Annotated in this window: 22 protein-coding genes; 10 read left to right on the forward strand and 12 right to left on the reverse strand. The window is 66.2% G+C overall.

Annotation, left to right across the window (positions count from 1 at the left end; translation table 11 throughout):
• Window positions 1–26 precede the first annotated feature (26 nt).
• Both QRN07_RS18495 and QRN07_RS18500 read left to right on the forward strand, forming a co-directional pair.
• A complete protein-coding gene (locus QRN07_RS18495) occupies window positions 27–395 on the forward strand; it encodes a GntR family transcriptional regulator (RefSeq protein ID WP_050685010.1) in 369 nt (122 codons plus the stop codon).
• Window positions 392–1,384 (forward strand): hypothetical protein, encoded by a 993-nt coding sequence (locus tag QRN07_RS18500; RefSeq protein ID WP_285241853.1) that lies wholly within the window; start codon window positions 392–394, stop codon window positions 1,382–1,384. Before QRN07_RS18495 ends, QRN07_RS18500 begins: the two co-directional genes overlap by 4 nt.
• 88 nt (window positions 1,385–1,472) lie before the next feature.
• Here the strand turns inward: QRN07_RS18500 and QRN07_RS18505 are convergent, their stop codons facing one another.
• Window positions 1,473–1,673: a hypothetical protein gene (locus QRN07_RS18505; protein WP_056598450.1), complete on the reverse strand. Its 201-nt coding sequence runs from the start codon at window positions 1,671–1,673 to the stop codon at window positions 1,473–1,475.
• Window positions 1,674–1,753: 80 nt separating this feature from the next.
• Entirely contained in the window at window positions 1,754–2,575 is an 822-nt protein-coding gene (locus tag QRN07_RS18510; RefSeq protein ID WP_285241888.1) for a response regulator transcription factor, read from the reverse strand.
• Between the two features lie 399 nt (window positions 2,576–2,974).
• Here QRN07_RS18510 and QRN07_RS18515 point away from each other — a divergent pair, with 399 nt between their 5' ends.
• Window positions 2,975–4,042 carry a glycoside hydrolase family 16 protein gene (locus QRN07_RS18515; RefSeq protein WP_285241854.1) on the forward strand — a complete coding sequence of 356 codons (1,068 nt, stop codon included), beginning with the start codon at window positions 2,975–2,977 and terminating at the stop codon, window positions 4,040–4,042.
• A gap of 80 nt (window positions 4,043–4,122) precedes the next feature.
• Here the strand turns inward: QRN07_RS18515 and QRN07_RS18520 are convergent, their stop codons facing one another.
• From QRN07_RS18520 to QRN07_RS18530, 3 genes are all read right to left on the reverse strand, one after another.
• Window positions 4,123–4,287, reverse strand: a complete 165-nt coding sequence (locus QRN07_RS18520) for a hypothetical protein (protein ID WP_285241855.1) — start codon at window positions 4,285–4,287, stop codon at window positions 4,123–4,125.
• A gap of 4 nt (window positions 4,288–4,291) precedes the next feature.
• Entirely contained in the window at window positions 4,292–5,413 is a 1,122-nt protein-coding gene (locus QRN07_RS18525) for a glycosyltransferase family 2 protein (protein ID WP_082178239.1), read from the reverse strand.
• A gap of 245 nt (window positions 5,414–5,658) precedes the next feature.
• A complete protein-coding gene (locus tag QRN07_RS18530; RefSeq protein ID WP_285241856.1) occupies window positions 5,659–6,417 on the reverse strand; it encodes a ZIP family metal transporter in 759 nt (252 codons plus the stop codon).
• Between the two features lie 199 nt (window positions 6,418–6,616).
• On the opposite strand from QRN07_RS18530, the gene QRN07_RS18535 reads away from it, so the two are divergent.
• On the forward strand, window positions 6,617–7,093 hold the full coding sequence (locus QRN07_RS18535) for a sensor histidine kinase (protein WP_285241857.1): 477 nt from the start codon (window positions 6,617–6,619) through the stop codon (window positions 7,091–7,093).
• A gap of 30 nt (window positions 7,094–7,123) precedes the next feature.
• On the opposite strand, the gene QRN07_RS18540 is transcribed toward QRN07_RS18535, so the two are convergent.
• On the reverse strand, window positions 7,124–7,735 hold the full coding sequence (locus QRN07_RS18540) for an NADPH-dependent FMN reductase (RefSeq protein ID WP_050685016.1): 612 nt from the start codon (window positions 7,733–7,735) through the stop codon (window positions 7,124–7,126).
• A 375-nt stretch (window positions 7,736–8,110) separates the two neighbouring features.
• Here QRN07_RS18540 and QRN07_RS18545 point away from each other — a divergent pair, with 375 nt between their 5' ends.
• From QRN07_RS18545 to QRN07_RS18555, 3 genes are all read left to right on the forward strand, one after another.
• On the forward strand, window positions 8,111–10,855 hold the full coding sequence (locus QRN07_RS18545) for an exo-rhamnogalacturonan lyase family protein (protein WP_285241858.1): 2,745 nt from the start codon (window positions 8,111–8,113) through the stop codon (window positions 10,853–10,855).
• Window positions 10,856–11,302: 447 nt separating this feature from the next.
• On the forward strand, window positions 11,303–12,040 hold the full coding sequence (locus tag QRN07_RS18550) for a hypothetical protein (RefSeq protein WP_350224303.1): 738 nt from the start codon (window positions 11,303–11,305) through the stop codon (window positions 12,038–12,040).
• Between the two features lie 168 nt (window positions 12,041–12,208).
• Window positions 12,209–13,135 carry an SRPBCC family protein gene (locus tag QRN07_RS18555; RefSeq protein WP_050685019.1) on the forward strand — a complete coding sequence of 309 codons (927 nt, stop codon included), beginning with the start codon at window positions 12,209–12,211 and terminating at the stop codon, window positions 13,133–13,135.
• Between the two features lie 116 nt (window positions 13,136–13,251).
• Here the strand turns inward: QRN07_RS18555 and QRN07_RS18560 are convergent, their stop codons facing one another.
• Together QRN07_RS18560 and QRN07_RS18565 are read right to left on the reverse strand one after the other, a co-directional pair.
• Window positions 13,252–14,418 (reverse strand): SLC13 family permease, encoded by a 1,167-nt coding sequence (locus QRN07_RS18560; RefSeq protein WP_050685047.1) that lies wholly within the window; start codon window positions 14,416–14,418, stop codon window positions 13,252–13,254.
• Window positions 14,419–14,531: 113 nt separating this feature from the next.
• Window positions 14,532–16,541 (reverse strand): rhamnogalacturonan lyase, encoded by a 2,010-nt coding sequence (locus QRN07_RS18565; protein WP_285241859.1) that lies wholly within the window; start codon window positions 16,539–16,541, stop codon window positions 14,532–14,534.
• Between the two features lie 440 nt (window positions 16,542–16,981).
• On the opposite strand from QRN07_RS18565, the gene QRN07_RS19810 reads away from it, so the two are divergent.
• Together QRN07_RS19810 and QRN07_RS18575 are read left to right on the forward strand one after the other, a co-directional pair.
• The gene (locus tag QRN07_RS19810; protein ID WP_350224305.1) at window positions 16,982–17,230 is read left to right on the forward strand and encodes a helix-turn-helix transcriptional regulator; all 249 of its coding nucleotides are present in this window, start codon (window positions 16,982–16,984) and stop codon (window positions 17,228–17,230) included.
• Window positions 17,214–18,458: a type II toxin-antitoxin system HipA family toxin gene (locus QRN07_RS18575; protein ID WP_285241861.1), complete on the forward strand. Its 1,245-nt coding sequence runs from the start codon at window positions 17,214–17,216 to the stop codon at window positions 18,456–18,458. Before QRN07_RS19810 ends, QRN07_RS18575 begins: the two co-directional genes overlap by 17 nt.
• Window positions 18,459–18,472: 14 nt before the next feature.
• Here QRN07_RS18575 and QRN07_RS18580 read toward each other — a convergent pair whose 3' ends face one another.
• From QRN07_RS18580 to QRN07_RS18590, 3 genes are all read right to left on the reverse strand, one after another.
• A complete protein-coding gene (locus QRN07_RS18580; protein WP_285241862.1) occupies window positions 18,473–19,246 on the reverse strand; it encodes an SAM-dependent methyltransferase in 774 nt (257 codons plus the stop codon).
• Window positions 19,247–19,323: 77 nt separating this feature from the next.
• Window positions 19,324–20,637, reverse strand: a complete 1,314-nt coding sequence (locus QRN07_RS18585) for an MFS transporter (RefSeq protein WP_056598482.1) — start codon at window positions 20,635–20,637, stop codon at window positions 19,324–19,326.
• 16 nt (window positions 20,638–20,653) lie between these two features.
• A complete protein-coding gene (locus tag QRN07_RS18590; protein ID WP_285241863.1) occupies window positions 20,654–22,078 on the reverse strand; it encodes a M20 family metallopeptidase in 1,425 nt (474 codons plus the stop codon).
• Between the two features lie 120 nt (window positions 22,079–22,198).
• Here QRN07_RS18590 and QRN07_RS18595 point away from each other — a divergent pair, with 120 nt between their 5' ends.
• Window positions 22,199–23,101, forward strand: a complete 903-nt coding sequence (locus QRN07_RS18595) for a LysR family transcriptional regulator (protein WP_285241864.1) — start codon at window positions 22,199–22,201, stop codon at window positions 23,099–23,101.
• Window positions 23,102–23,140: 39 nt separating this feature from the next.
• On the opposite strand, the gene QRN07_RS18600 is transcribed toward QRN07_RS18595, so the two are convergent.
• Window positions 23,141–23,623, reverse strand: a complete 483-nt coding sequence (locus tag QRN07_RS18600; protein WP_285241865.1) for an Lrp/AsnC family transcriptional regulator — start codon at window positions 23,621–23,623, stop codon at window positions 23,141–23,143.
• Between the last annotated feature and the right edge of the window lie 55 nt (window positions 23,624–23,678).

Consider the following 23,678-nt stretch of genomic DNA (forward strand, 5'->3'; position numbering starts at 1 on the left):
TTGCAATATAATAATAGAATGGGTGCATGCTGATCCGTTTGACGCCAGATAACGCGTCGCCCCTCCATGAGCAGATTGCCGGCGCGATCCGTCAAGGAATCCTGGAGGGCTCACTCGTCGATGGGGAACGGCTGCCGGCAGCAAAGGCGCTCGGTGAATCGCTAGGCGTAAGCCTGCATACCGTTCTACACGCCTACCAGGACCTGCGCGGGCAGGGCCTGATCGAGCTGCGCCGCGGACGGGGTGCTGTTGTGACCGCACCGGAAACGGCATCCCGCGAACACGCCACACGGATTCTCGACGAAGCAGCCCGACAACTCGCAGGCCTGGGTCTCTCGACCGAGACGACTCTTGCGCTGTTCCGCCAACGACTCGACAGGGGAAAAGCTTCATGACGACGGATACAACACACCGCTCGGTGACCGAACCAGATCCACGGTTTTGGCTCGGCGCGTTCCTACCCACAGCGGCAGTGCTCCTCGGCGCCCTCGCCCTTACCTTCAGTTGGAGCGGTCGGCTGCCGTCGCCCGTCGCCCAAAAATGGGACTGGTCCACTCAGGACGTCATTACCGTCGCACCACTCTGGCAAGGAGTGCTCTCCCTCGCTGTTCCGTCCGCGGGGGTGCTGATCTTCCTGGTGTTCTTGAAGTGGACAGGCAAACTCACCGGATGGGGGCGGCGCATCTCCATCGCCGCCCTCGCAGGAATCGCCGTCTTCACTGCCGCGTCGCTTCCGGTCATGCTCAATGGCCAGGTCGGGCTCACGGACCCACAGCTTGCCCCCGACCCACGCACCATCATGGGCGTCACCGCGGCGCTCAGCCTCGCCTACGGAATCCTCACAGCCCTCATCGCCGGCGGACGCCCGCTCGCGACCCCGGCCGCGGGCACCACACCCACTCCGGCCCTCGAGTTGGAGCCCAACGAGCTCGCCGTGTGGACTACCACGACCACCGCCTGGGTGTGTCTGCTCGGCGGCGGCTTACCGGGGCTAACCCTGATCATCCTTGGCAGCACCACAACGGTCTGGGGCCTGGCCATCCCTGGCGGGATATTACTGGCGCTGGGGATTACCACCGGCCGATGGACCATCACCGTCGACCACAAGGGCCTGACCTGCACCACACTCCTCGGCTTAGGCCGCTTCGCAGTCCCGGCCAGCCCGGGAGCTGCCGCCGAGGTAGTCAACGTGCACGGATTGTCCGAGTTCCTCGGCTGGGGCATCCGCGTAGGAGGATCCAGCTCCATCGGCCTGATCTTCCGCAACGGGGAAGCTCTCCGCGTCCACGGACCCAACGGCTACAGCCTCACCGTCACCACCTATGACGCCACAACAGCAGCAGCCCTCTTCAACGCCCAAACAGCCCGTCCCCACACCACATAAACCGTTCTCTCGACGCAACCGGGAGCCCCCGGCCGGGGGCTGCACCGCCCCTCCCGGCCTGGCTTCCGTCAACAGCCGGCTGACGCCGTCAGGATTTCTCTGTGGCTTCCGGGTCCTCTTCGGGCTCAAAGCTGTTGGGTTCCGTGTCCGCACCGATGCCTACGCCGTCGCTCCCGCCGGGGATCCCGCCGTCGTCCGCGTCCTTTTTGCCCGCGGAACGGTCCTTGTCCTTGTCCTTGTCCTTGTCCGGGTCCTGCGGCGGCAGCGATTCGGGTGAGTTGATGGACATGGCATCTCCTTTAATAGCCCGGGCTTTCACGCTAACAGCCCGGTGCGGCAAAAGAACCTGCTCCGCCGGGGAAATTCTGCCTACTGCGTCATTCGGTAGCCCACGCCGCGGACCGTCTCCAGCCACCGCGGCTGCCGCGAATCGTCACCCAGCCGCTGCCGCAGGGAGGCCACCTGCGCACCGAGGGACCGCTCCTCACCGGCGCTGACAAACGAGCGCGAATCGGCGCGTTCCTGCCGCAACTGCCGCACCAGCTGCGCCTTCGTGAGGACATTCCTGCCGTTTTCCATCAGGATCACCAGCAGGTCGAACTGGTTGGCGGACAGCTCCACCGGCTGTCCGTCCAACGCCGCCTGCCGCCCGGCAGGGTCCACGGTCAGTCCGTGGTGGGCAAGGTCCGCCGGGCCGTCCGGTGCGGGGGCATGCGGGGACGGGAAAGGCACGACGGCGGCAGGCACCCCAGACGCGGCATGCACCGATGGAACCGGCGCGGCCCCCTCGCCTGCAGCTTCCGCCGGAACGGCAGCGATGCTCCGGGGCCTGCGCAGCAAGGCCGCAATCCTGGCGCGCAGCTCCCTCGGGCTGAAGGGCTTCACCAGGTAGTCGTCAGCTCCGGTTTCGAAGCCCATCAGGGCGTCGGCCTCGTCCGCCTGCCCGGAGATGATGATGAGGTAGGCGTCGCTGAAGGAACGGATCCGGCGCACGGCCTCAAGCCCGTCAAAGTCGGGCAGCCCCACGTCCATGGTGACCACGTCAGGGTGGAACTCGCGGACGGCCGCCACAGCTTCCTGGCCGGTACCCACGGCATGGACGGTGAACCCGGCCTGCTGGAGCACTTTTTCCAGCAGCCCCCTGGTTTCCTCGTCGTCCTCCACCACTAACGCCATGCCGCGTTGGGCCATGCTTTTCACGTCCTTTTGCCTTGGGACCGGCCGCGGTAGTCCGGTGGGCCTGCGGTCCGGAATCCGGCCCTGGGCGTCCCGTGACGTGCGGACGGCGGAAATTTCAGCACTTATGTGCCGCGCATTTCCCTCAGCTGTTCGGAGCGCCTCGACAAAAAGATGGCTGCAATTCCCTTCATAACATGCAAATTTACCGCTATAAATCCGGGTGCGGAAACCATAACGGGCGGAAAGCGTACCAGCTGGAAATTGCGCTGAAATTGCGTTTATCCTGAGCGGAATACTGAAGCTTCTTGAAGGACTTCCCCTATTGCAAACTCCCATTGTTGTGCCCCATGATCTAGCTACGCCAGAAAGCGGCGTACTTGCTCGCTGGGAGCAACTGACAAAGGGGCCTGCATGTCTCGTTCTTCTTCTCCGGTCTCATCACGGCTCCGCCGGACCCGGACGGCTGCCATGATCTTCACCGCGGCCCTGGCCATGCTGGCCACCATCCCTCCCGCCAATGCTGCAGACACAACCCCCATGGACCCGAATCCGGGTCCGGCCGGGAGTTTCAGCTGGAAGGGTTTTAACTGGGAAAAGCGCTTCTGGGGCGGCTCACCCCAATTCAACGGGCAATTTGCCACTGCGAATGTTGTTAACCCGGATGCCAACGGCTACATCTCCATGAAATTGACCAACCCCACCGGCACCGCACCCGTGGCCTCGGAATTCCAGTCGACCCGCAAGGGATTCGGCTACGGGACCTACAGCACCACCGTGGAGAAGGACCTCAGCATCCTGCAGAAGGAAGTGGTGTGGGGCTGCCTCTTCACGTACGACCCGGATGCGGAGCCCGGCTACAACGAGATCGACCTGTGCGAGGCCTCGGCGTGGGGCGGCGGCGCAAGCTACGGCGAATCATGGCCGGTGACCCAGGGCCACGGCTACTGGTTTGATGCCACCAAGCCGCCGGGACAGGGCAATAACACTGTCACGTTCGGCGTCACCTCAAGTTCCATCACCACCCACAGGATGGTGTGGGAACCCGGCAGGATCACCTTTGAGACCTTCGCGGGCACCGGCTACACCGGTGCCCTGTTGAAGCGGACGGTCCTGGAAGGGACCACGGTGCCGGTCCCGGCCCAGGAACAGGTGCACTTCAACCTGTGGGTCACCGGCGGCGGGGGCGGTAATCCGGCCGCCGTTAAGGCGGAGACCGTCAAGATCCGCGATTTTTCGTTTGTGGCAGCCCCGGCGCCGGCCATCAGCCTCCGGGCGGCCACAAGCACATACACCGGCGGCTACACCACCAACAGCATGAAGTGGACGGGAGCCCAGGGGGACACTGTCACGCTCTGGATGAACAACATCCAGAAGGTGGTGCCCAACACCGGAAGCTTCCCCCACAGGTACAAGGGAACCGCCGACTACGCCTATAAGGTCTGCGACGCCAACGGCTGCTCCAACGTGGTCAACCCGTAGCCCGGCGTGCTGCGGGACTTACCCTGCCGGACAGGGCGAATCCGGTTTCCGGATGCGTGCCCTGCCCGGCAGGAGCTTCGTTAGGACTTCCTGGTGCCGACCGGGACGATCCGCTGGATGGCCAGTCCCAGGGCCAGTAGGGCGAAGGCCGCCAGCGCGAACCAGAAGATGTCCCCTGCGCCGGTCATGGCCAGGGTTCCGGAACCGGCGCCTGCGGCAGCGGGAAGTGCGGGGTTGTTGTACATGGTGTTACCAGGCTTTCTTTTTGTTGAATGCTGCGTCGGCATAGGCCTTCGCATGGACCGCCTGCAGGAACAGGTCAATCACGATTTCGTACATGGTGGCGGCGGCAAGCATGTAGCGCCAGCCGCGGAGCCGGACGGTGATCACGCGCTCGAGGATGAACACGCCGGTCACGGCCAGCCAGAAGGGCTGGATGTTCATTCCCGCGCCGCTGATCAGCGCAAACGCGATGGTGCTGAAGTAGGCGATGGTGACAACCACACCCACCATGGCCAGGATCTGGCGGCCCCAGTAGGGCTTGGTGACCCAGGTCCAGCCGTACTGCACGCAGTTCTCCACGGCGCCGCGCTTCCAGCGGAGCCGCTGGGCCCACAGTTCCCGCCACGTGGGCATCACTTCGGTGACCAGGGTGCAGTCTGCCGGCGAAAGGATCCGGTACTTGAGTGTCAGCAGGGCGAAGGAGAGTTCGTTGTCCTCGGTGAGCACCGACGTGTCGTAGACGCCGCCGCTGCCGTTTCCGGGAGGCAGGGCGCCGGAAAGCCGGCCCGCCACCACGTCGCGCAGGGTCCGGACCCGGAACAGTGCCGCGGTGCCGGTCACCACCAGGCATTTGCCGTTCAGCCGGCGGACGTCGCGGGCGTAGCGGGCGTATTCGTTGCGCTGCAGGTGGCCCACAAATCCGCCGCCGTGGCCGCCCTTGAAAACGCCGCCGACGGCGCCAAGCCGGGTATCGGAGAGCAGGTGGCCTACGGCGAGCTCAATGAAGTCGTGGGACAGCTGGGAGTCGGCGTCCTGGACCAGGATCATGTCTTCCGGTTTGCCGGTGGGCAGGAGCCCGGAGAGGACGTAGTTGAGGGCGCCGGCCTTCTTGTCGGTGTTGCCCACGGTCCGGACCACCTCTGCGCCCGCGGCCACGGCGATGGCTTCGGTGGCGTCGGTGCAGTTATCGGCCACAACGATGATGCGGTCCGGGACCAGCGTCTGGTTCTGGAGGGAGGTCAGGGTCTCAAGGATCCCGGCTTCTTCATTGTGCGCGGGAACCAGCACGGTGATCCGTGCCGGACCCCCTTGCGTGGTGGGTCCGGGGCGGAGTTCTTCGCCCTGCGGCCCCGTCTGTGTGTCTTCCATGATTCCCGTCGATCCTCCGCAGCAACATTTCCTTGCTGAGAGTGTTCCAACGGAAACGCAAGCAATTGGCACCGATCAGGCAGGAAAACCGCAAGCTTGGGTCAAGATCATGACGGGCCTAAAAGCGGCCGCGGCGTACACTTCTGAACCCCGAAGTCCACGAGGTTCACGGGATTCAGCGGCAGGGCACTTGGCTGCAGCGCCGCCGTCGTACGGTCCGTGGACGCGCACCGGCCGCCCCGGGTTTACGAGCCGCCCAGGTGGTGGACCGTGAAGGCGGTGAGGAAGCCCAAGGAAGCCGTCAGGCCGGTGAGGTTGTGGTGCTCTTCGAACGCCTCGGGGATCATGGTGTCGGCCAGCATGGCCAGGATGCCGCCGGCGGCAACCGAGGTAATGAAGGCCACCAGCTCACCGGAAGCGTTCTCCAGCGCCACGTATCCCAGCAGCGACGCCAGCCCGGACAGCAGCGCGATGCCGCCCCACAGGCCAAAAACGTAGCCGGCGCTGCGGCCGGATTTTCTCATGCCGGCGGTCCCTGACAGCCCCTCGGGGACGTTGGAGATGAAAACGGCAGCCATCATGGCCGGGCTGACGGCGCCGCCCGCCAGCATGCCCACACCCAGGACCACGGACTCGGGCACGCCGTCCAGCAGTGCGCCCACCGCGATGGCGGACCCGCTGCCCGGGCTGTCCTGCTCGGACGGCTGCTGGCCGCCGGAACGCTTGCGGTGTTTGGCGCCAGCCCGGGCCAGCAGCATGTTGGCGCCGACGTACACCACCGCGCCCGCCATGAACCCTGCCACCGTGGGCCACAGCCCGCCGCCGGCCACCGCTTCATCCACCAATTCGAAGGCCAGTGCGGAGATCAGCACGCCCGCGCCGAACGCCATCACGGTGGAGACCACCTTGGGCGGCAGCTTCCAGCGCCAGGACACGGCCGCTCCCAGCACCAGCGCCGCCCCCGCGGCAGTACCCCACGCAAACGCCTGCAGCCACACCGGCATACGAACCCACTCTCCGGTTCCCGCAGGAACCACTCCGGCGGGGCTGTTCCCGTGGCGGGACGCCCCAAGGGCCACAGTAGTTCAGCGCACCCGCCGGGCAGAATTGATGGGATCTTGACCCAAACCTTGCAGGGCCCTGACATTGCGGGTTCACGCTGGTGCCATCAGACCAACCAGCTTATGGGGAGCAGGAAACGGCATGGCACAGAAGGCAGCTCTTGACGACGGCGTCATCGCAGTGGAAGGCGTCCTCACGGACCAGCACCCGCTGGACTTCCACGCATTGGGGCTGGCCGGATGCATCGACCGCCTCACCGGGCCCCTGCGCCGGCGCGGCACCACCATCAACTGGGACACTCCGCACTGGGGCATCGAGATCCCGCCGGACTGCGCCACCCTTCTGTACCAGTCCGCCCGCGAAGCCCTCAGCAACGCGTTCAAGTACTCGGATGCGTCCCGGCTCACGGTGCAGCTTTCGGCGGTGCACCACGGTATCCGCCTGGTGGTGGCCGACGACGGCACAGGCTTTGACAGCCACAGCGCCACTTGCGGGCGGCACCACGGCTATGGGTTGCGTCTGATGGCAGTGGCAGTGCATGAGGCAGGCGGTTCCCTGGACATCAACTCAACCCCGGGCGCCGGCACCAGCGTGACCGTGACCCTGCCACTCGACTAGGTCACGGCCTGGCCGGCGCCGCGTGGTTCGTCAGCGGGAGAGTTTGCCCTCGTCGGGCTCTGCATCGCCGATATGGCCGGGTGCGTTGGCCGCCAGGACCCGTTCAACAAAAGCCCCGTATTCCTCCATGTAGTGGCTCAGGAACTTGCGGGTGGCCTCGTCCTTGACCTCGCCGTCGTCGCCGAAGGCACCGGCGTCGTACTTTACGTAGGCCTCCGGGGCGTTGAGCTGCGGTGCGTCCAGGAAGCTAAGCACGCTGCGCATCGAGGACTGCATCACCGCGGTGCCGATGCTGCCCGGTGAAGTGCCGATGATGCCCGTGGGCTTCCGGGCAAATGAGTTGGTGCCCCACGGCCGGGAACCCCAGTCGATGGCGTTCTTCAGGGCGCCGGGGATGGACCTGTTGTATTCGGGTGAGACGAACAGGATCCCGTCAGAGGCTTCGATGGCCTCCTTCAGCGCACGGCCGGCGGGTGGAAAGTCCGCGTCGTAGTCGTAGCTGTACAGCGGCAGGTCCTTGATGGGGATCTCCGTGAACTCCAGGTCGTCCGGGGCCACCGAGATCAGGGCCTTGGCCAGGATCCTGTTGATGGAGCCCGCTGCCAGGCTCCCCACGAAATAGCCGATCTTGTACGGTGCCATGCGCGTTCCTTCCGTGGCCGGCTCAGGCCGGCCGTGCTTGGATCCTGCCAACAAGGTCCGCCGCATTCTTCCGGCGGCGTGCTGCCGCGGTGCTGGTTTCCGGAGTGCTGACTGCCGGACCCTGCCGGTAGCGGGCACCGATTATGGGAGACCGGCCGGATGAGCTGCGACGGTGCTGCTCACTGCATCATCAGCCAAGCACAGTTGCCCGGCCGCGGCCAGAGCGGAAAGCGATCCAGCCGGAAAGAAGACACCGGACTGCGGCGGGCCCTTGCCTTGGCCGTCGCAGCGGACTAAATTGAAACGAATCAGAAGGCGCTTTCCCGGACGATAGTGGTGTCTGCGGCGCACCACCTCCCTACGGATTTGGATCCCATGACGGTCAATACCCCCATCAGATGGCTCGACGGCGAAGCGCCGGCTGAGATCAGCGGCGGCACCACGTGGGGCATGCCCTTTGCCCGCGGTTCCGTGGCAGGCCCGGAACTCCTCAACGTGACGGACGATCTCGGCGCACCGGTGTCCAGCCAGGCCTGGACCCTCGCCACGTGGCCTGACGGATCCCTGAAATGGGCGGGCTTGGCCCTGCCGGCGAGCAGTACACCGGCGGCGGGGTACCGCGTCGGCGCGGGTGGAAGCGCCGCAGGCGCGGGTGGAAGCGCCGCAGGCACCGGCGAAGGTGGGCCAGGCACCGGCGAGGGCGGGCCAGGCACCGGCGAGGGCGGGCCAGGCGTCGACCACACGAGCGGCCGTGATGCCGCCGCCGCGACACCCGGACCCGTCCTGCACATCACCGAAGCACCTGACGCCATCACCGTGAATACCGGAAAGCTCCGGATGGTCCTTCCGCGCAGCGGCACCACACTGTTCAGCAGCCTCACACGTGACGGCCGCACCGTGGCACGGGACGCCCGCCTGGTCAGCCTGCTGCAGGACGAAATCCCCGAGGGCGCCGGAACGGCCAGCCGGGAAGCCTTCACCGGCGAGGTCACCGCCGTCGTGCTGGAACAGGACGGCCCGGTCCGGGCGGTGGTCCGCGTTGACGGCCGGCACCGTCCGGATGCCTCGGACAGCGGACGCAGCCACTGGCTGCCGTTTGTGGTGCGGTTCTACTTTTCGGCCAACGCGCGCAGCGTGCGGGTGGTGCACTCCTTTATCTGGGACGGCGATCCGGACCGGGACTTCCTGGCCGGGCTGGGGATCCGGTTCACGGTGCCGCTGGAGGCGGAACTGCACAACCGCCACATCAGGATCGCCGGAGCTGACGGCGGTTTCCTGGCCGAGGCCGTCCGCGGCCTGACGGGCCTTCGCCGGGATCCCGGCGAAGAAACCAGGGCTGCGCAGATTGCCGGCCGGCCCACCCCGCCCGCGGAGAGCTGGAACCCGGAGGTTTCCGGACGCCTGCACCTGATCCCGGCCTGGAACGACTACACCCTGACCCAGCTCAGCGCTGACGGTTTCGAACTCCGGAAACGCACGGCCGCCGGGCATGCCTGGGTGGGCATCTCCGGGGGAACCCGGTCCGCAGGGTTCTGCTCGCTGACGGACACCCGGGGCGGGCTGGGCGTGGGCATCAAGGATTTCTGGCAGTCCCACCCGGGCCAGCTGGACATCCGGGGCGCGGCAACCGGGGAAGCCTCGCTGACCGCCTGGCTCTACTCCCCCGAAGCCCAGCCCATGGACCTGCGGTTCTATCACGACGGGTTGGGGCAGGACACATTCGCCGAACAGCTCGAAGGCCTTGAAATCACCTACGAGGACTACGAGCCCGGCTTCGGCAACCCCACCGGCATTGCCCGCACCCATGAGTTAACTCTCTTCGCCTACGATGCCACCCCGGAAACCGAAAGCCTCGCCGCGGACGCCGCGATGGCTGCCGCACCGGCACTGCTGCAGGCCGGCCCGGACTACCTACATTCGGCGGGGGTTTTCGGCGACTGGGATCCCGTGGACCGCAGCACCGCAGCGCGCGCCAAGCTTGAGGACAGCCTGGACTTCCTGTTCGACTTCTACCAGGGCCAGGTGGAGCAGCGCCGCTGGTACGGCTTCTGGAACTACGGCGACGTGATGCACACCTACGACTTCGACCGGCACGTATGGCGGTACGACGTGGGCGGCTATGCGTGGGACAACTCCGAGCTCTCCCCGGACCTGTGGCTCTGGTATTCGTACCTGCGCTCGGGCCGGGCGGACATCTTCCGGTTCGCCGAAGCCATGACCCGGCACACCGGCGAGGTGGACGTCTACCACCTGGGTCCGTGGCGCGGCCTGGGGTCCCGGCACAACGTCCAGCACTGGGGCTGCAGCGCCAAGCAGCTGCGCATCAGCACCCCTGCCTACCGCCGGTTCTACTACTACCTCACTGCCGACGAACGCACCGGCGATTTGCTCACGGAGCTGGTGGACAGCGACACGAACTTCCTGGGGCTTGATCCCGTCCGCAAGGTCCGGCCCGACGCCGACACGTACCGCCCGGACCGCGCAGCGCTGGGCGTGGGCCTTGGCACGGACTGGGGCTCGCTTGCCGCCACCTGGCTCACCGACTGGGAGCGCACCGGCAACCCGCGGTCCCGCGACCGGCTGCTGGGCACCATGGCGGACATCGGCAAACTCAAACACGGCTTCCTCACCGGCGAAGCGCTGTACAACCTGGACACCGGCCGGTTCGACACCAGCCGGGACCTGATCCAGGTGTCCCACCTCAGCGCCGTCTTCGGCCTGGTGGAAATCTGCAGCGAACTGGTGGACCTGGTGCAGGACCCGGACTTCGAACGGGCCTGGCTGCAGTACTGCCGGCTTTTCCTCGCCACGCCCGCGGAGCAGGAGGAAGCCGTCGGCCAGCCACTGCCCGGGATCTACCTCACCCAGGCGCACAGCCGGCTGACCGCCTGGGCCGCCGCCCGGCTGGACGATCCGGACCTGGCCGCCCGCGCATGGGAAAGCTTCGCCGAGGGGGGCGAGCACCTCAACCACGAATCGGCGTTTACGCTGCGGAGCATTGAACCCCCGTACGTCCTGCTGCCGGTGGACGAGGCGCCAACGGTGTCCACCAACGACACCGCCCAGTTCGGCCTCGCCGTCATCCAGAACCTGGCGCTGATAGGCAAGCACCTGCGCTGAACCACAAAGACGGACGACGCCGGCACTCGGCCGGGCCGGCAACGGAACCCGGGTGCCGCCGTCGTCCGCCCTGCAGAACCGCCGTGCCGAACCGCGGCCACCGGTACGCCCAAAGGGGCGTTGGCCGAAGCGTCCCGAAGCCCATGATCATGGGCTCTGGTCCGGCCTATCCAGTGGCGGTATGGTGTGCCTGGCGGAGGGATGGGCATATCTGAACGCCGCCACGGCGCGCCTGTCATTTCGGGGATTGCATGCGTCGAAACGGGTCCCGTACAACTCTCCATTGTCACGGGTTCCGTGCCGGAGCAAACTTGAATGGACGGCACTATCCCGTGCCGCCCGCGGGGCCACCCGGCTGCGGGGCCTCACAGTTTCCTGTAGCGGCCTGGTGGATCGATGCGCCCCGTGACGCCCCCCGGAAGGACTGCCAGGCGTTTCCGTCATCTCGTGCCCTTGGTGGCAATCGCCCTGGTCGGATGTCTCGGCGCCTGCGAGTATGAGTCCAAGGACGCCTCCCGCCTGCCCTCCCCTGCTCCGGCCACCGAGGCTGGCGCGGTTCCGCCGGGGCCGGACGGCGGCGGCACCGCCACGATCCCGCCACTGCCTGACGGCGGCGAAATTGACGCCGGCACCTACCTCGTCCTCGCCCCCGGCTACCCGGTGCCTTTTGAGATCACCGTCCCAGCCGGCTGGTCCAGTGAAGACGGCGATGGCCTGCGCAAAGACGACCCGGATCACCCGGATGACATGGCAGTCTTCGTGGGTTGGTGGTCCGCCGGCTATGTGCCGACGGACGCTTGCGCGTGGGAGGGCGCTCTCGTCCGGATCGATCCGTCGGCCAAGGCCTTCGTCGACGCGGTCACGGCGCAGGCGTCAACGGCGAGCACCCCTCCCGTGGAGGTCAAGGTTGGCAACTATTCCGGCTTCGAGTTCGACCACGCCATCGAGGGCAACGTGGACGTCACAGCCTGCGACCGCGGCAAGTTCTGCATCCACTCAGAACTCTCCAACGAGTGCACACGCTGGTACTCAACCCGGGAAGAGCATGAAGCGTACCGGGTGGTCGACCTCTACGGGCAGCGCGCCGTGAGCTGGGTGGTCCAATTCCACGAAGCGATCAATCCGGAGCTGACCAACGAGGCGCGCACCGTCTTCGACTCGATCGTGTACAGGTCCGGCCAGTGACCGGCTCTGCCGGAGAAATCAGGCCCCGCCTTCACACCCAACCGGGACTGTCGCCAAACCTGATCCCCTCCGGCCCCTCTGGAATCCGGGTCTTCGACGCTATATGGTAAGCATACTGATGAATGTTCGAATGTTCCTCAGGTTCGTGTAGACAGCAAAGGAGTAGCGATGAGCACCAAGGTGGAAAAACGCATTCTGGTCAACGTTCCGGTCAGCACTGCTTACAACCAGTGGACCCAGTTCGAAGAGTTCCCGCACTTCATGGGCGGAGTCAAGAGTGTCCGGCAGCTCAGCGACGACCGGCTGGAATGGGTGGCCGAGATCGGTGGCATCCGCCGCCAGTGGGAGGCCCGCATCCTGGAGCAGGTGGTGGACCGCAGGGTTGCCTGGGCGGCAACCGAGGGTGCCACCAATGCTGGCGCCGTGGAGTTCGAGGATGTGGGCGGCGGTCAGACGTCCCTGCAGTTGACCCTCGAATACGAACCGGAAGGCCTGATCGAAAAAGTCGGTGACAAACTCAATGTCGTGGACCGCCAGGCCGAGGCCGACCTGCAGCGCTTCAAGGAGTTCATCGAGGACGAAGGCTACGCCAGCGGAGCCTGGCGCGGGACCGTGGACCAGGGCGGGACCGTGGGCACGCCCGGCGTCGAGGACGCCGCCGGTTCGCGTGGGGATTCCGGCAAGGCGGGCATCTCAGGAGCCGTAGCCGCAGGCTTGGGCGTCGCAGCCGCCGCCGGCGCCGTTGCCGCCGTGGGCGCCGCCACTTCAAAGCAGGACGACACAACACGGGGAACCGTTCCTCCCGTCACAGTGGAACCTGTGCCGGCCGCTGGGGCCGGCAGTCCGGCCGCCACCCCCGTGGTGGACGTTCCGGTGGAAAGCACAACGCCGGGCACTGGCTCGGCGGGTTCCGTCGCCGACCTGGGGGATGACAGGATCGGCCACACCTTTGACCAGACGAACGGTTTGGTGGACACGTCCGGAGAATCCGACGGTACGGCTGAGGGAGACCTTGCGAGCAAGGGCGAGCGCGAAGACGGCGGATTGCCGGCGGTCCCGTTGCCGCCCATCAACAACAACCTGCGCCAGCCCTGACCCTGCGCCGCGATCCCGCCTCCGGGCTGCCGGGGGCGGGTCCGGCGTCGGCCGTTCCCTAACAGCGGTTGTCGAACCGCCCCTTCCCTAACCTGCCGTTCCAAAACCGCCCGTACCTAACCGGCCGTCAGTGCCAGGGCTGCGACGGCCGCCAAGACTGTCAGCGGTCCCACCAGCAGGCCGAAGACGGCGAACCCCTTCCAGGAAATCAACACGTTCATTTTTTGCAACCGGTCGTGCCACAACAGTGTGGCCAGAGAGGCCCAGGGCGTGATCAGCGGGCCTGCATTAACGCCGATCAGCAGCGCCGCGAGCCGGAGCGGGGACCCTGCAACTGCTTCAAGGGCCAGGTAGGCCGGCAGGTTGTTCAGCAGGTTGGCGCCCACCATGCCGGTGGCGGCCAAGCGGAGCAGCTCCCCGGCGTCGTCCCCCTGGCCGGACAGGGCGGACAGCAGCGCGGGCGCCCCCAGGTGCTGGGCTGTTTCCATGACCAGGAACAGGCCTGAGGCGAACAACAGCAGCGACCACGGCACCAGCAACGGCGAGAGCACTGCCCGCCTCCGGACCGCGAAGATCACGGCGAGCATGAGGGCCGCGCCCGTCGAGGGAATCCACACCGGCACCCCGGAAACAAGCATGACCAACAGGACGGCCAAAACGCCCGCACTGCCGTACAGCAGGACCCGGTCCGGCACGTTTTGCGGAGCGGCGTCCAGTGGTGGCTGGTACTTCCGGGCCAGGTCCTTGCGGAAAACAACTGCGATGAACGCCAGCGGAATGATGATGGCCACCAACGCCGGCGCAAGCATGAGCCGGGCAAACTGCAGCGGCGTGATCCCTCCCATCGCGTGCTGGGCCAGGAGGTTGGTCAGATTGGAGATGGGCAGCAGGAGGCTGGCCGTATTGGCCAGCCACACGGTGGTGAGGACAAAGGGCAGCGGCGGGAGCTTTGCCTGGCGTGCCAGGGTCACCACAACGGGTGTCAGCAGGACTGCCGTGGTGTCCAGGGACAGAAAGATGGTGGTCACACAGGCGGCAGCTGACACCAGCAGCCACAGCAGGACGCTGCTTCCCCGGCCCCACTTCCGCAGACGCCGGGCCAGGAGCTGGAACAGGCCGGCCTCGCTGACCAGCTCGGTCACCACCGTCATGGCCGCCACAAACACCAGGATGGGGGCGACGCGCTCAACGAGTGCCCCGAAATCAGCGGCCGGAACCACACCAAAAAGGGCTGCTGCGCCGCCGGCGGCCAGCAGGACGGCACCGATGATCGCCAGACGCATGACGGGAGCATATCCGACGAACCCGGGAATACCGGCGCCGGCCGCCCCTTTGGGGACGACCGGCGCTATGAGGTAAAAGTCGGTGCGGTTGGCCCGCAGGTTTCTGCTTGCTGCTACTCGCCGCTGCCGGCATAGGTCACGGCCGGCATGGCCGGGGTGGCCATGCCCTCGCCCAGGTAGAAGCTGGGGTGCGGGGGCTGGTTGTAGCCCACGGTCTCCCGCGCAACGCCGGTACGGTACATGGGATCGTGCATCAGGGTGCGGAGCCGGATTTCGGTGGGTGAGGTGCTGGTGTAGATCCGCAGTTCGGTGCTGTCCGTCGACGGGAAGACCAGTTCCTCCCGCCAGTCGCCCAGGAGGTCAGCCTGGAGCGACGGGTTGCCCTTGGTGTGGTTGTTGGTGCGGGCGCCGGTGGCGGTCAGCAGGTTATCGCTGGTTTCGGTTTCCCAGTTCCATTTGGAGATGGTGGGAACGCCCACGCCCGCTACGGCATCAAAGTTGTGGTCGACAATTTCGCGGAGCAGGTCGCCGTCCCACCAGGCCATGAAGTTGGCGGCCGGAATTTTGTCGGAGATCCGTTCCCCCTTGGCTGACATCAGGAACCCCACGGGTGAGTTCCAGGCGGCGTCGCCACCCACGGCCCAGCTCTCGGAGCCGGGGAATCGCGGGTCGATATCGCCGGTGGCGCCGCGGCCGGTGTCCTTGATGGCGGGGATGCTCCACAGCACCTCACCGGTGGCGGCATCGCGGAAGGTGGCGCCCCGGTTGCCGCTCTGGCTCATGCTTTCGTGGACCGCGAACGTTTCCAGGCCGGGCCGGGCCGGGTCCAGGTCTCCGGTGTGGATGGCGTCGCCGTGGCCCAGCTTGGTGTTGTACAGCGGGGTTCCGTCGTCGTCGATGGTCATGGAGCCAAAGACAAACTCGTCCTTGCCGTCCTGGTCAACGTCGGCCACGGACAAGTTATGGTTGCCCTGGCCCTTGTACTGGTCGCCGGCGACGTCGGAATCGAAAGTCCAGCGCTTCACCAGCTTGCCGTCCACCAGGTCATAGGTGACCAGGACCGCCCGGGTGTAATAGCCGCGGCTGAACATCATGGATGGCTTCTCGCCGTCGAGGTAAGCGACGCCGGCCAGGAACCTGTCCACCCGGTTGCCGTAGTTGTCCCCCCAGGAGGCCACGGATCCGCGCGGCGGATCGTACGGAACGGTGTCCATGATGGTGCCGTCGGCCCCCTTGAAGACCGTGAGGAATTCCGGGCCGGACAGCACGTAGCCGGCGCTGGTTCGGTAATCGGCCGCGGCGTCCCCGATGACGGTGCCTGCCGCGTCCGTGGTACCGTCCGCCGTCTTGAAGGCCACTTCCGCCTTGCCATCGCCGTCAAAATCGTAGGCAAGCATCTGCGTATAGTGCGCCCCGGCCCGGATGTTCCGGCCCAGGTCGATCCGCCACAGCTTGGTGCCGTCCATCTTGTAGGCATCGACAAACACGTTGCCGGTGTACCCGGCCTTGGAATTGTCCTGGGCGTTGGACGGGTTCCAGAGCTGGATGATCTCGTAGCTGCCGTCGCCGTCCAGGTCCGCCACACTGGAGTCGTTGGCGGAGTAGGTGTACGCCTTGCCGTCAGGGGCGATGCCGTCCGCCGGTTTGTCCAGCGGGACGGCCAGGTAGTCCTGGGCCAGCGGGGTGAATTCCGCACTGAGTTTGTCCTGGCCGTTGCCGTTGCCCACGGTTTTGATGACATATTTCGAGTCGGCCGTACCGGCGGGATCAACGAAGGTGGTGGTGTCCCGGATGGGCTGCTTGGTGATTTGCTTGCCGTCCCGGAGAACCTGGAAGCCGATGCTGTCCTTGTCCAGGCCCAGCATCCGCCAGCCCAAGGTGACACCCTGGTCTGTCAGCACCGCAACGGGCGCCCGGTCCAGGTTTTCAACCTGCCGCTTGAGCGCGGTGGCGCCGGCTGCCGGCTGGCCCGGATTTCCCGGGGCGGCCTGGGCCAGGGACACACCCGTGAAGGCCAGTGCTGCTGCCGTTATCGACGCGGCGGCCGCAAGCGGGACGGTTTTCCAGCCGCGACTGCGGCAGCCGGGGTCCTGCGGGGATTTGTTGTGCGAGGGATAGGTCAAAAGAACATCTCCTTTGATGCTGCGGCACCTGAGGTGGCGCGCTAACGGGCTTGGAACGTTTCATTTCTTGGCCGAAAGGCGCCTGTCACTACTTTTGACAGGGGCTTTACAGCAGCAGTAAACGCTTTCTGCCTTTTTGTTTTATCAGGTGCTGCTTGACGAGGTCAATGGTTTGCCGTGAGGAAATGGGAGAAATTGTTCCGTTACGTACAGTTCCCACCCTGGCGCCCGGCAGGTCAAAGGCAACTGTCGCGACGACGACGCGCTCACTGATGGCCACCTTCTCGCACAAACTTGAATGGGTAATAGTTTACCCATAAGTGTGCTTTAGGGGTAAACTATTACCCATGGGACGTCGAGAACTTGGTCTAACCCGCACTGCCGAGGACGCGGTTGCCGTGCTCGGGCAGCAAATTCGGATGGCGCGCGTTGCGCGAGGGATGACCGCCGAGCACCTCGCTGGCACAGCTGGCATTACGCGGAAAACCCTTGCGGCCATCGAGCACGGAAGCGCCGCGGGCAGTATCGGCAACGTGTTCAATGTTGCGTCGATCGTTGGCGTCCCCCTGTTCGGGGTCGACGACCCCAGTGAACTCATCGCGCTCCGCCGACGAGGCGAGGAACGACTCGCACTGCTTCCCACACGCGTCGACAAGAAGCGGGACAACGACGATGGCCTCGACTTCTGACATATATGTTTGGGCGTGGCTGCCCGAGGCCACCGCACCGGTGCCCGCTGGCCGTCTTCGAGAGGGTGCGCCCGGCCAGTTCTCCTTCGACTACGGCCGGCGGTACCTGGAGCGCCGAAACGCCATCTCCCTGGCTCCAACCCTCCCGCTGTCCGAGCGAACGTTCGGGCCCACCGGGTCACTGGGGCTACCTGGGGCCCTGCGCGACGCTTCGCCAGATGCCTGGGGGCGGCGCGTCGTTCAGTACCAAGTCACCGGTGACCGCGGTGACGACGCCGACACCGGTGACCTTGATGAACGCACATATCTCTTGAACTCCGGCTCCAACCGCTTCGGCGCCATCGATTTCCAGAGGTCAGTCACCGACTACGTCCCGCGTGCTGCGGCCCCCGCCCCGCTGGAAACTCTCCTGGACGCCGCAGACCTCATTGAAGCCGGCGGCGATCTGCCGTTCGAACTCGAGCGGGCCCTCCTGAGCGGTACAGCGATGGGTGGGGCGCGCCCGAAGTCCGTCATCCACGACTCTGGTCGCGAGTACATAGCGAAGTTCACCGCGTCCAACGACCACTTCCCGGTGGTCGGGGCAGAGGCAGCGAGCATGTTTCTCGCCGGGAAGGCGGGGCTCAACGTCGCTCGAACCCGCGTCGAAAGCGTCCTCGGCCGGGTTGTCTTGCTGGTTGAGCGATTCGACCGAACGAACGACGGCGGGCGCATCCTTGCGACGAGCGCCCTGACCCTGACCGGCTTGGACGAGTTGCAGGCGCGCAGCGGCAGTTATGTCGAGTTTCTGGACGCTCTTCGCAGCAACGGTGCGCCCGAGGGTACTGCCGCCGAACTCTTCGGACGCATCGCGTTCAGCATGGCAATCTCCAACTCCGACGACCACCTTCGGAACCACGCGGCGCTCTGGGACGGATCCGTAGCCATACTCAGCCCCGCCTATGACCTTTCGCCCATGCGGCGTAGCGGAGAGACGGCTTCGCAGGCCATCGCATATGACCGGAAAGGGACAAGGCGGAACAACTTATCTGACCTCATCGCCGTCCGTAGTCTCTATGACCTGACCAGGGATGAGGCCAACACCATCGTTGCCCGAATCGAGGACGCTATTCGTGAGCACTGGACGGAGGCTGCGGACTTTGGAATGCTGACCAGCGCCGACCGGCGCCTCCTGTGGGGGCGGCAGTTTCTCAACCCCGGCAGCCTCTACGGTTTCCGCGATCGGTGAGTCGCAGGGGTCTCCTACCCCCTGAGGCAGAAATACGCCATCCCGAGTACGCCCCGGTAGCCCTCTTCGTAGGCAGCGCGCTGTTCCTCGTATCGCCGACGGACCTGCTCCGCGGCGGGATGGTCCGCATCATGTGCTTCCAGCCAACGGGTAAACCTGTCGCGGAAGCCGGCCTCGAACACGTCCCACTCCTGAACGCTTGCCTGGTCGTTGTCCACCACCTCGAAACCAGCGGCGCAGATCTGCTGGCGCAACGCATCCGCTGACAGGTACTCGTCGTCACGTCCAGCCAGAGGGGCGGTGGCCGCCAGATGAGGTGTTGCTGACCAGATCGCCTCGCCGTAGACGAGCCGGCCGCCCGGAAGCACCAAAGCCCGAAGGGCGCGCAGGGCCGCGGCGTAGTCGAGCGGCTGGGCGTCCTCGACCGGCGGCCCCCAGATCTGGCTCGCGCCGATGCAAATGACAGCGTCTGCGGGGCGAACCTGGGCTTCCCGCCCAGGCATCGAATCAAACGCCGCCCTGTCGAGCAGCCCGCGGGTCAACGCCTGTTCCCTCGCCCGGTCGATGGATGCGGAAGCACTGTCCACCCCCCGTCCCCGTGCCTGCGGGGCCGACGTCAAAACCCGAAGCAGCAGTTCACCCCATCCGCACCCCATGTCCAGCACCTCAGCCGGTGCCGGGTTGGACAAAAACGCCACAAGGCGTGCAGCGCGTTCCTCGGAGAGCGGGGTCAGCCAGGTCAGGGATTCGTAGAGGGGCGGCAGTTCAAGCGAAGTGTCGTCGGTCACTCAATGATGCTCTCACGATTCACGGCTGCGGCTGCTTGTCCATAACCCCGTGGCACTGCGGACAGCCCGGCCCCGCCTCAGCGGATCCCGCGGAGCTTCACGCCGGAGGCCAACGCCACAAGGCTGATGACTGCCACCACTGCAAGGTAGTAGCCGGGGGCCACAGCCTGCCCGGTCTGCTGCACCAGGAACGCCGCAATCATCGGCGTGAACCCGCCGAAGGCCACCACTGCCGTGTTGTAACTGAAGGACAGACCGGTGGCCCGGGTCCGCGGATCGAACGCATCGGACATCACTGACGGCAGCGCCCCGAAGTAGGCAGCCTTGAGCAGGCCGAGGATGGTCATCACCAGCGCCAGGACCAGGAACGAGCGGGCCGTGATCACCCAGAGGAAGAGCGGCACCACGCCGATCATCAGCACAATCACCGTGGGAACCATGATATTCAGGCGCCCGTACCGGTCCGACAGGTGGCCCACCAGCGGGGTCCCGAAGGTGAGGATCACGCCGGTGATGATCAGGGAGGTGAACGCGATGCCCGGCTCCATATCCAGTTCCTTAATGGCAAACGTGGGCATGTACTGCAGGATGAAGTTCAGGGCCGTGGAGACTGCCAGCGCACCACCGGCCAGCAGGATGCCGGTTTTCTGGGTGGCGAAGACTTCCTTGACCGGCGAGTGCTCACGCCCGTCCTTGGCGGGGTCCACGGCCACAGGAACCTCCCGCATGTTCCTGCGGATCAGGAAGCCCGCCGGTCCCACCAGCAGGCCGAACAGGAACGGGATCCGCCAGCCCCACGCCGTCATGTCCGCATCGGAAAGGACGGTTGTCAGCACGGCCACGAAGATGGCCGCCAGCAGGCTGCCCAACCCCTGGCTGGCGAACTGGAAACTGCCCAGGAAACCCTTGCGCTTGCCGTTCTGCGCGATCAGGTACGCCGTTGCGGCACCGAACTCGCCGCCGGCGGAGAACCCCTGGATCAGCCGCGCCAGGACAATTCCGACCGGCGCCAGGATGCCGATGCTCTGGTAGTTCGGCATAAAGGCGATCAGGGCGGTGCCCACCACCATCAGCCGGATGGTGACCGTGAGGCCTTTTTTCAGTCCGTGCTTGTCGGCAAACGCGCCCAGCACCAAGCCACCCACGGGTCGGATCAGGTACGAGACGCCGAACACCGCGAAGGCCTGGATCAGTTCCACCCCTGGATCGTCGCTGGGGAAGAAGTTCCGGCCGATGTAGATGGCCAGGAGGGCGTAGATGGCAATGTCGAACCATTCCAGGGCGTTGCCGATGGTGGCCGCGACGATGCCCCGGGTGGCTGACGGTCCGGAGTCGGCGGTTTCCTGGGGACCGGCCGGACGGGGCTGGTTCTTTTGCTGCGGGATGCTCATGGGGACTCCAGTGGTTTCAGGGTGCGGAGCGGGCGGATTCGGTGGCAGCCATCCCCAGAGGGGTGGCCGCGGCAGCAAGGTCGTGGAACAAGCCGCAGGCCAGCTGCAGGCCCTCACGCGCGACGGCGGCGAGCAGGTGTTCGTCCGGGGCGTGCTGTTGGCAGCCTGGATGGGAATGCGGGATCCAGATGGTGGGCAGGCCCAGGACGTCCGCAAAAACAAAGCTGGGCAGGGAACCGCCGATGTTCGGCAGCACCACCGGCCGGGACCCGGTGGTGGCCGCCAGGGAACCGGTCGCCCAGGCAACCCAGGGATTGTCCGGGTCCAGCCGGCTGGCCGGGAAGGACATGCCCATGGACACGTCCACCATGGTGAAGCCGGCGGCATCCAGGTGCCGCCGGACCGCCGCTTCAAGGCCCGCGGTGTCCGTCCCGGGAACAAAGCGGAGCTGCAGGGATGCCCGTGCGGAGCCCGGAATGGCGTTGACCGGTTTGTCCGGGTTGCCGGCGCCGAGGGCCAGCACCTCCAGTGTGTTCCAGGCGTACAGGCGCTCGGCCGGGCTCAGGCTGCCGTCCCCCCAACCGGGATCGGTGGCGGGATCGCCAGGGTTGGGGACCAGGTCAATCAATTCCAGGGCCCCGGCCACGGATTCCGGAATGCCGGTGGGCAGCAGCTCGGGCAACCTGATGATCCCGTGGCCGTCCACCAGCGATGCCACTGCGGCGGAGATGGTGGTGGCCGGGTTCCGGAGCAGACCGCCCCAGTTACCGGAGTGGTAGGAGCCGGCCCGCAGGTCCGCCACCAGATCGAAGCTGACGCCACCCCGGGCGCCCAGGAAAACCGTGGGGCTGCCGGCGGCCAGCCGTGGCCCGTCCGAGCCGATGAAGACATCCGCCTGCAGGTCGCTGCGGTGTTCGGCAGCAAACTCGGCAAGGTCCGGGGAGCCGATTTCCTCGGCGCCCTCCAGCAGGAAGACCAGGTTGAAACCGAGGCTGCCCCGGCGTTCCAGCAGAAGCCGCAGGGCCACGATATTGATCCAGTGCTGGCCCTTGTTGTCCGCCGAACCGCGGCCGTACCAGCGGTCCCCTTCGGCACTGAGTGTCCAGGGGCTGCGGCCCCCGGTCCAGCCGGCGTCCTGCCCGTCCACCACGTCCGCGTGGCCGTAGCAAAGGACGGTAGGGAGGTCGGCGCCCTCGTGCCGGGTGGCCACGAGGAAGGAGTTCAGCCCGCCGCGCCAGGAGTCATGACGGGCCACCGTGCAACCCAGGGCCAGGAATGCGGGTTCAATAATGTCGTCCAGGTATGACTTCAGCGCAACCCTGCCTTCCGGCGTGGAGCTTTCCGTGGGGTAAGCCACCAGCCGCGCCAGATCCGCCTCAAACGTGCCGGAATCCACGAAGTCGGCCGCTGCTGCCAAGAGATCATTGCGTTGCTGCATCATTTTCCGTTCATCGATTACGTTCCCGGGTCCAAAGCTAAATGGCCCCACGGCAAACAACCAGTATCATTTTGTCGACCAGCTTTGACTTCAACGCAAACCTCACGGTGAAAGAGCCGCCGCATGAACATGCTGACGCCAGGCCTGCTGTATTTCGATGCGGTGGCGCAGGAAGGCACGCTGACGCAGGCGGCGGAAAAACTGCACGTCTCCGCGTCCGCCATCAGCCGCCAGATCAACAAGCTGGAATCGTCCCTGGGCACCCCGCTGTTCACGCGGCACGCCCGCGGCGTGGAGCTCACGGAGGCCGGCCGGCTGCTCCAGGCCTACGTCCGGCGGGCAGAGGCCGAGGGCGCCGCAGTCCGCGAGGAGCTCCTGGTTTCCGTGCAGCGGAAAACCCGCACCCTGCGGGTGGTCTGTGCCGAAGGGTTCGCCAGGGTGTGGGTGCCGTCCGCGATTGCCCGCTTCAGCCGCCAGCACAACGACATCGAGTTCCATCTGGATGTGGTGGCCTCCTCGGAGGGCACGCGCCGGGTGGCCGAAGGCGAGGCGGACGTGGCGGCTGTTTTTTCGCTGGGCCCGCAGCCGCGCGTGACGGTGGAGCATTCCACTCCCATGCCGGTGGCTTATGCCCTGGTGGCCCCGGACCATCCGCTGGCCACCCAGCCCAGCGCCAGCATGCAGGACCTGTGCCGGTACAAACTGGCGGTGACAGCGCCCGGCTCCAGCCAGCGGGAGCTGTTTGACCTGGCCATGCAGATCGAGGGGCTGGTCCCGGCCATCACCCTGCAGAGCGACCACATCAACCCGGTGATCGAGTTTGCCCGCGCAGGGGTGGGGGTGTCGCTGGTGGCCGGCCTGTCGCTGGACCGTCGGGACCGCGAGGACCTGGTGACCGTGCGGCTGGACCATCCGGTGCTGCGGCAGCGGCAGGGGCAGATCCAGACCATGACCGGACGCGCCCAGCCGGCCATCCTGACGGCGTTTGTGGATGCGCTGATCGATGCCTTGGATGACCTGGTGTGAGGTTTCCCCTGCAGTGCCGGCCGGTCAGCGCCGTTCCGGTCAGGCCCCGCCGGCCGCCGCTTCCAGCAACGGCAGCGTCCGGACGGGCATAACCTCCACCAGCGACATGGCCGTGCTGGTGCGGACGACGCCGTCGATCGCCAGCATCCTGTTGGTGATCCGGTGCAGCCCGGCCGGGTCCGCCGCTGCCACTTTGGCGAGGAGGTCGGCATCGCCGGTGGTGGCGTGCATCTCGATAATCTCGGGGATGGTCTGCAGCGCCGCAACCGCAGCGTCGCTGGAGGACTGGCTGATGGAGATCGAGATGAACCCGATCAGCGGCAGGCCCAGCGCTTCGGTGCGGACCCGCTGGCTGAAGGGGGCCAGGCTGCCATCGCCCAGCAGCCTCCGGAGCCTGGCATGCACGGTGTTCCGGGCAACGCCCAGCGTGCGGGAGAGGGACAGGACGGTGGCCTGCGGATCGGCATCGAGCGACAGCAGGATTTTGGCGTCCAGCGGGTCAAGAAGGTGCATACTGAGCATTTTGTCATATGAAGCGGACCAGAGAACCTGATCTGTCCGGCCACTTTGGCCTGTG

The sequence above is a fragment of the Pseudarthrobacter sp. MEB009 genome (genome assembly GCF_030208875.1).
Classification (GTDB): domain Bacteria; phylum Actinomycetota; class Actinomycetes; order Actinomycetales; family Micrococcaceae; genus Arthrobacter.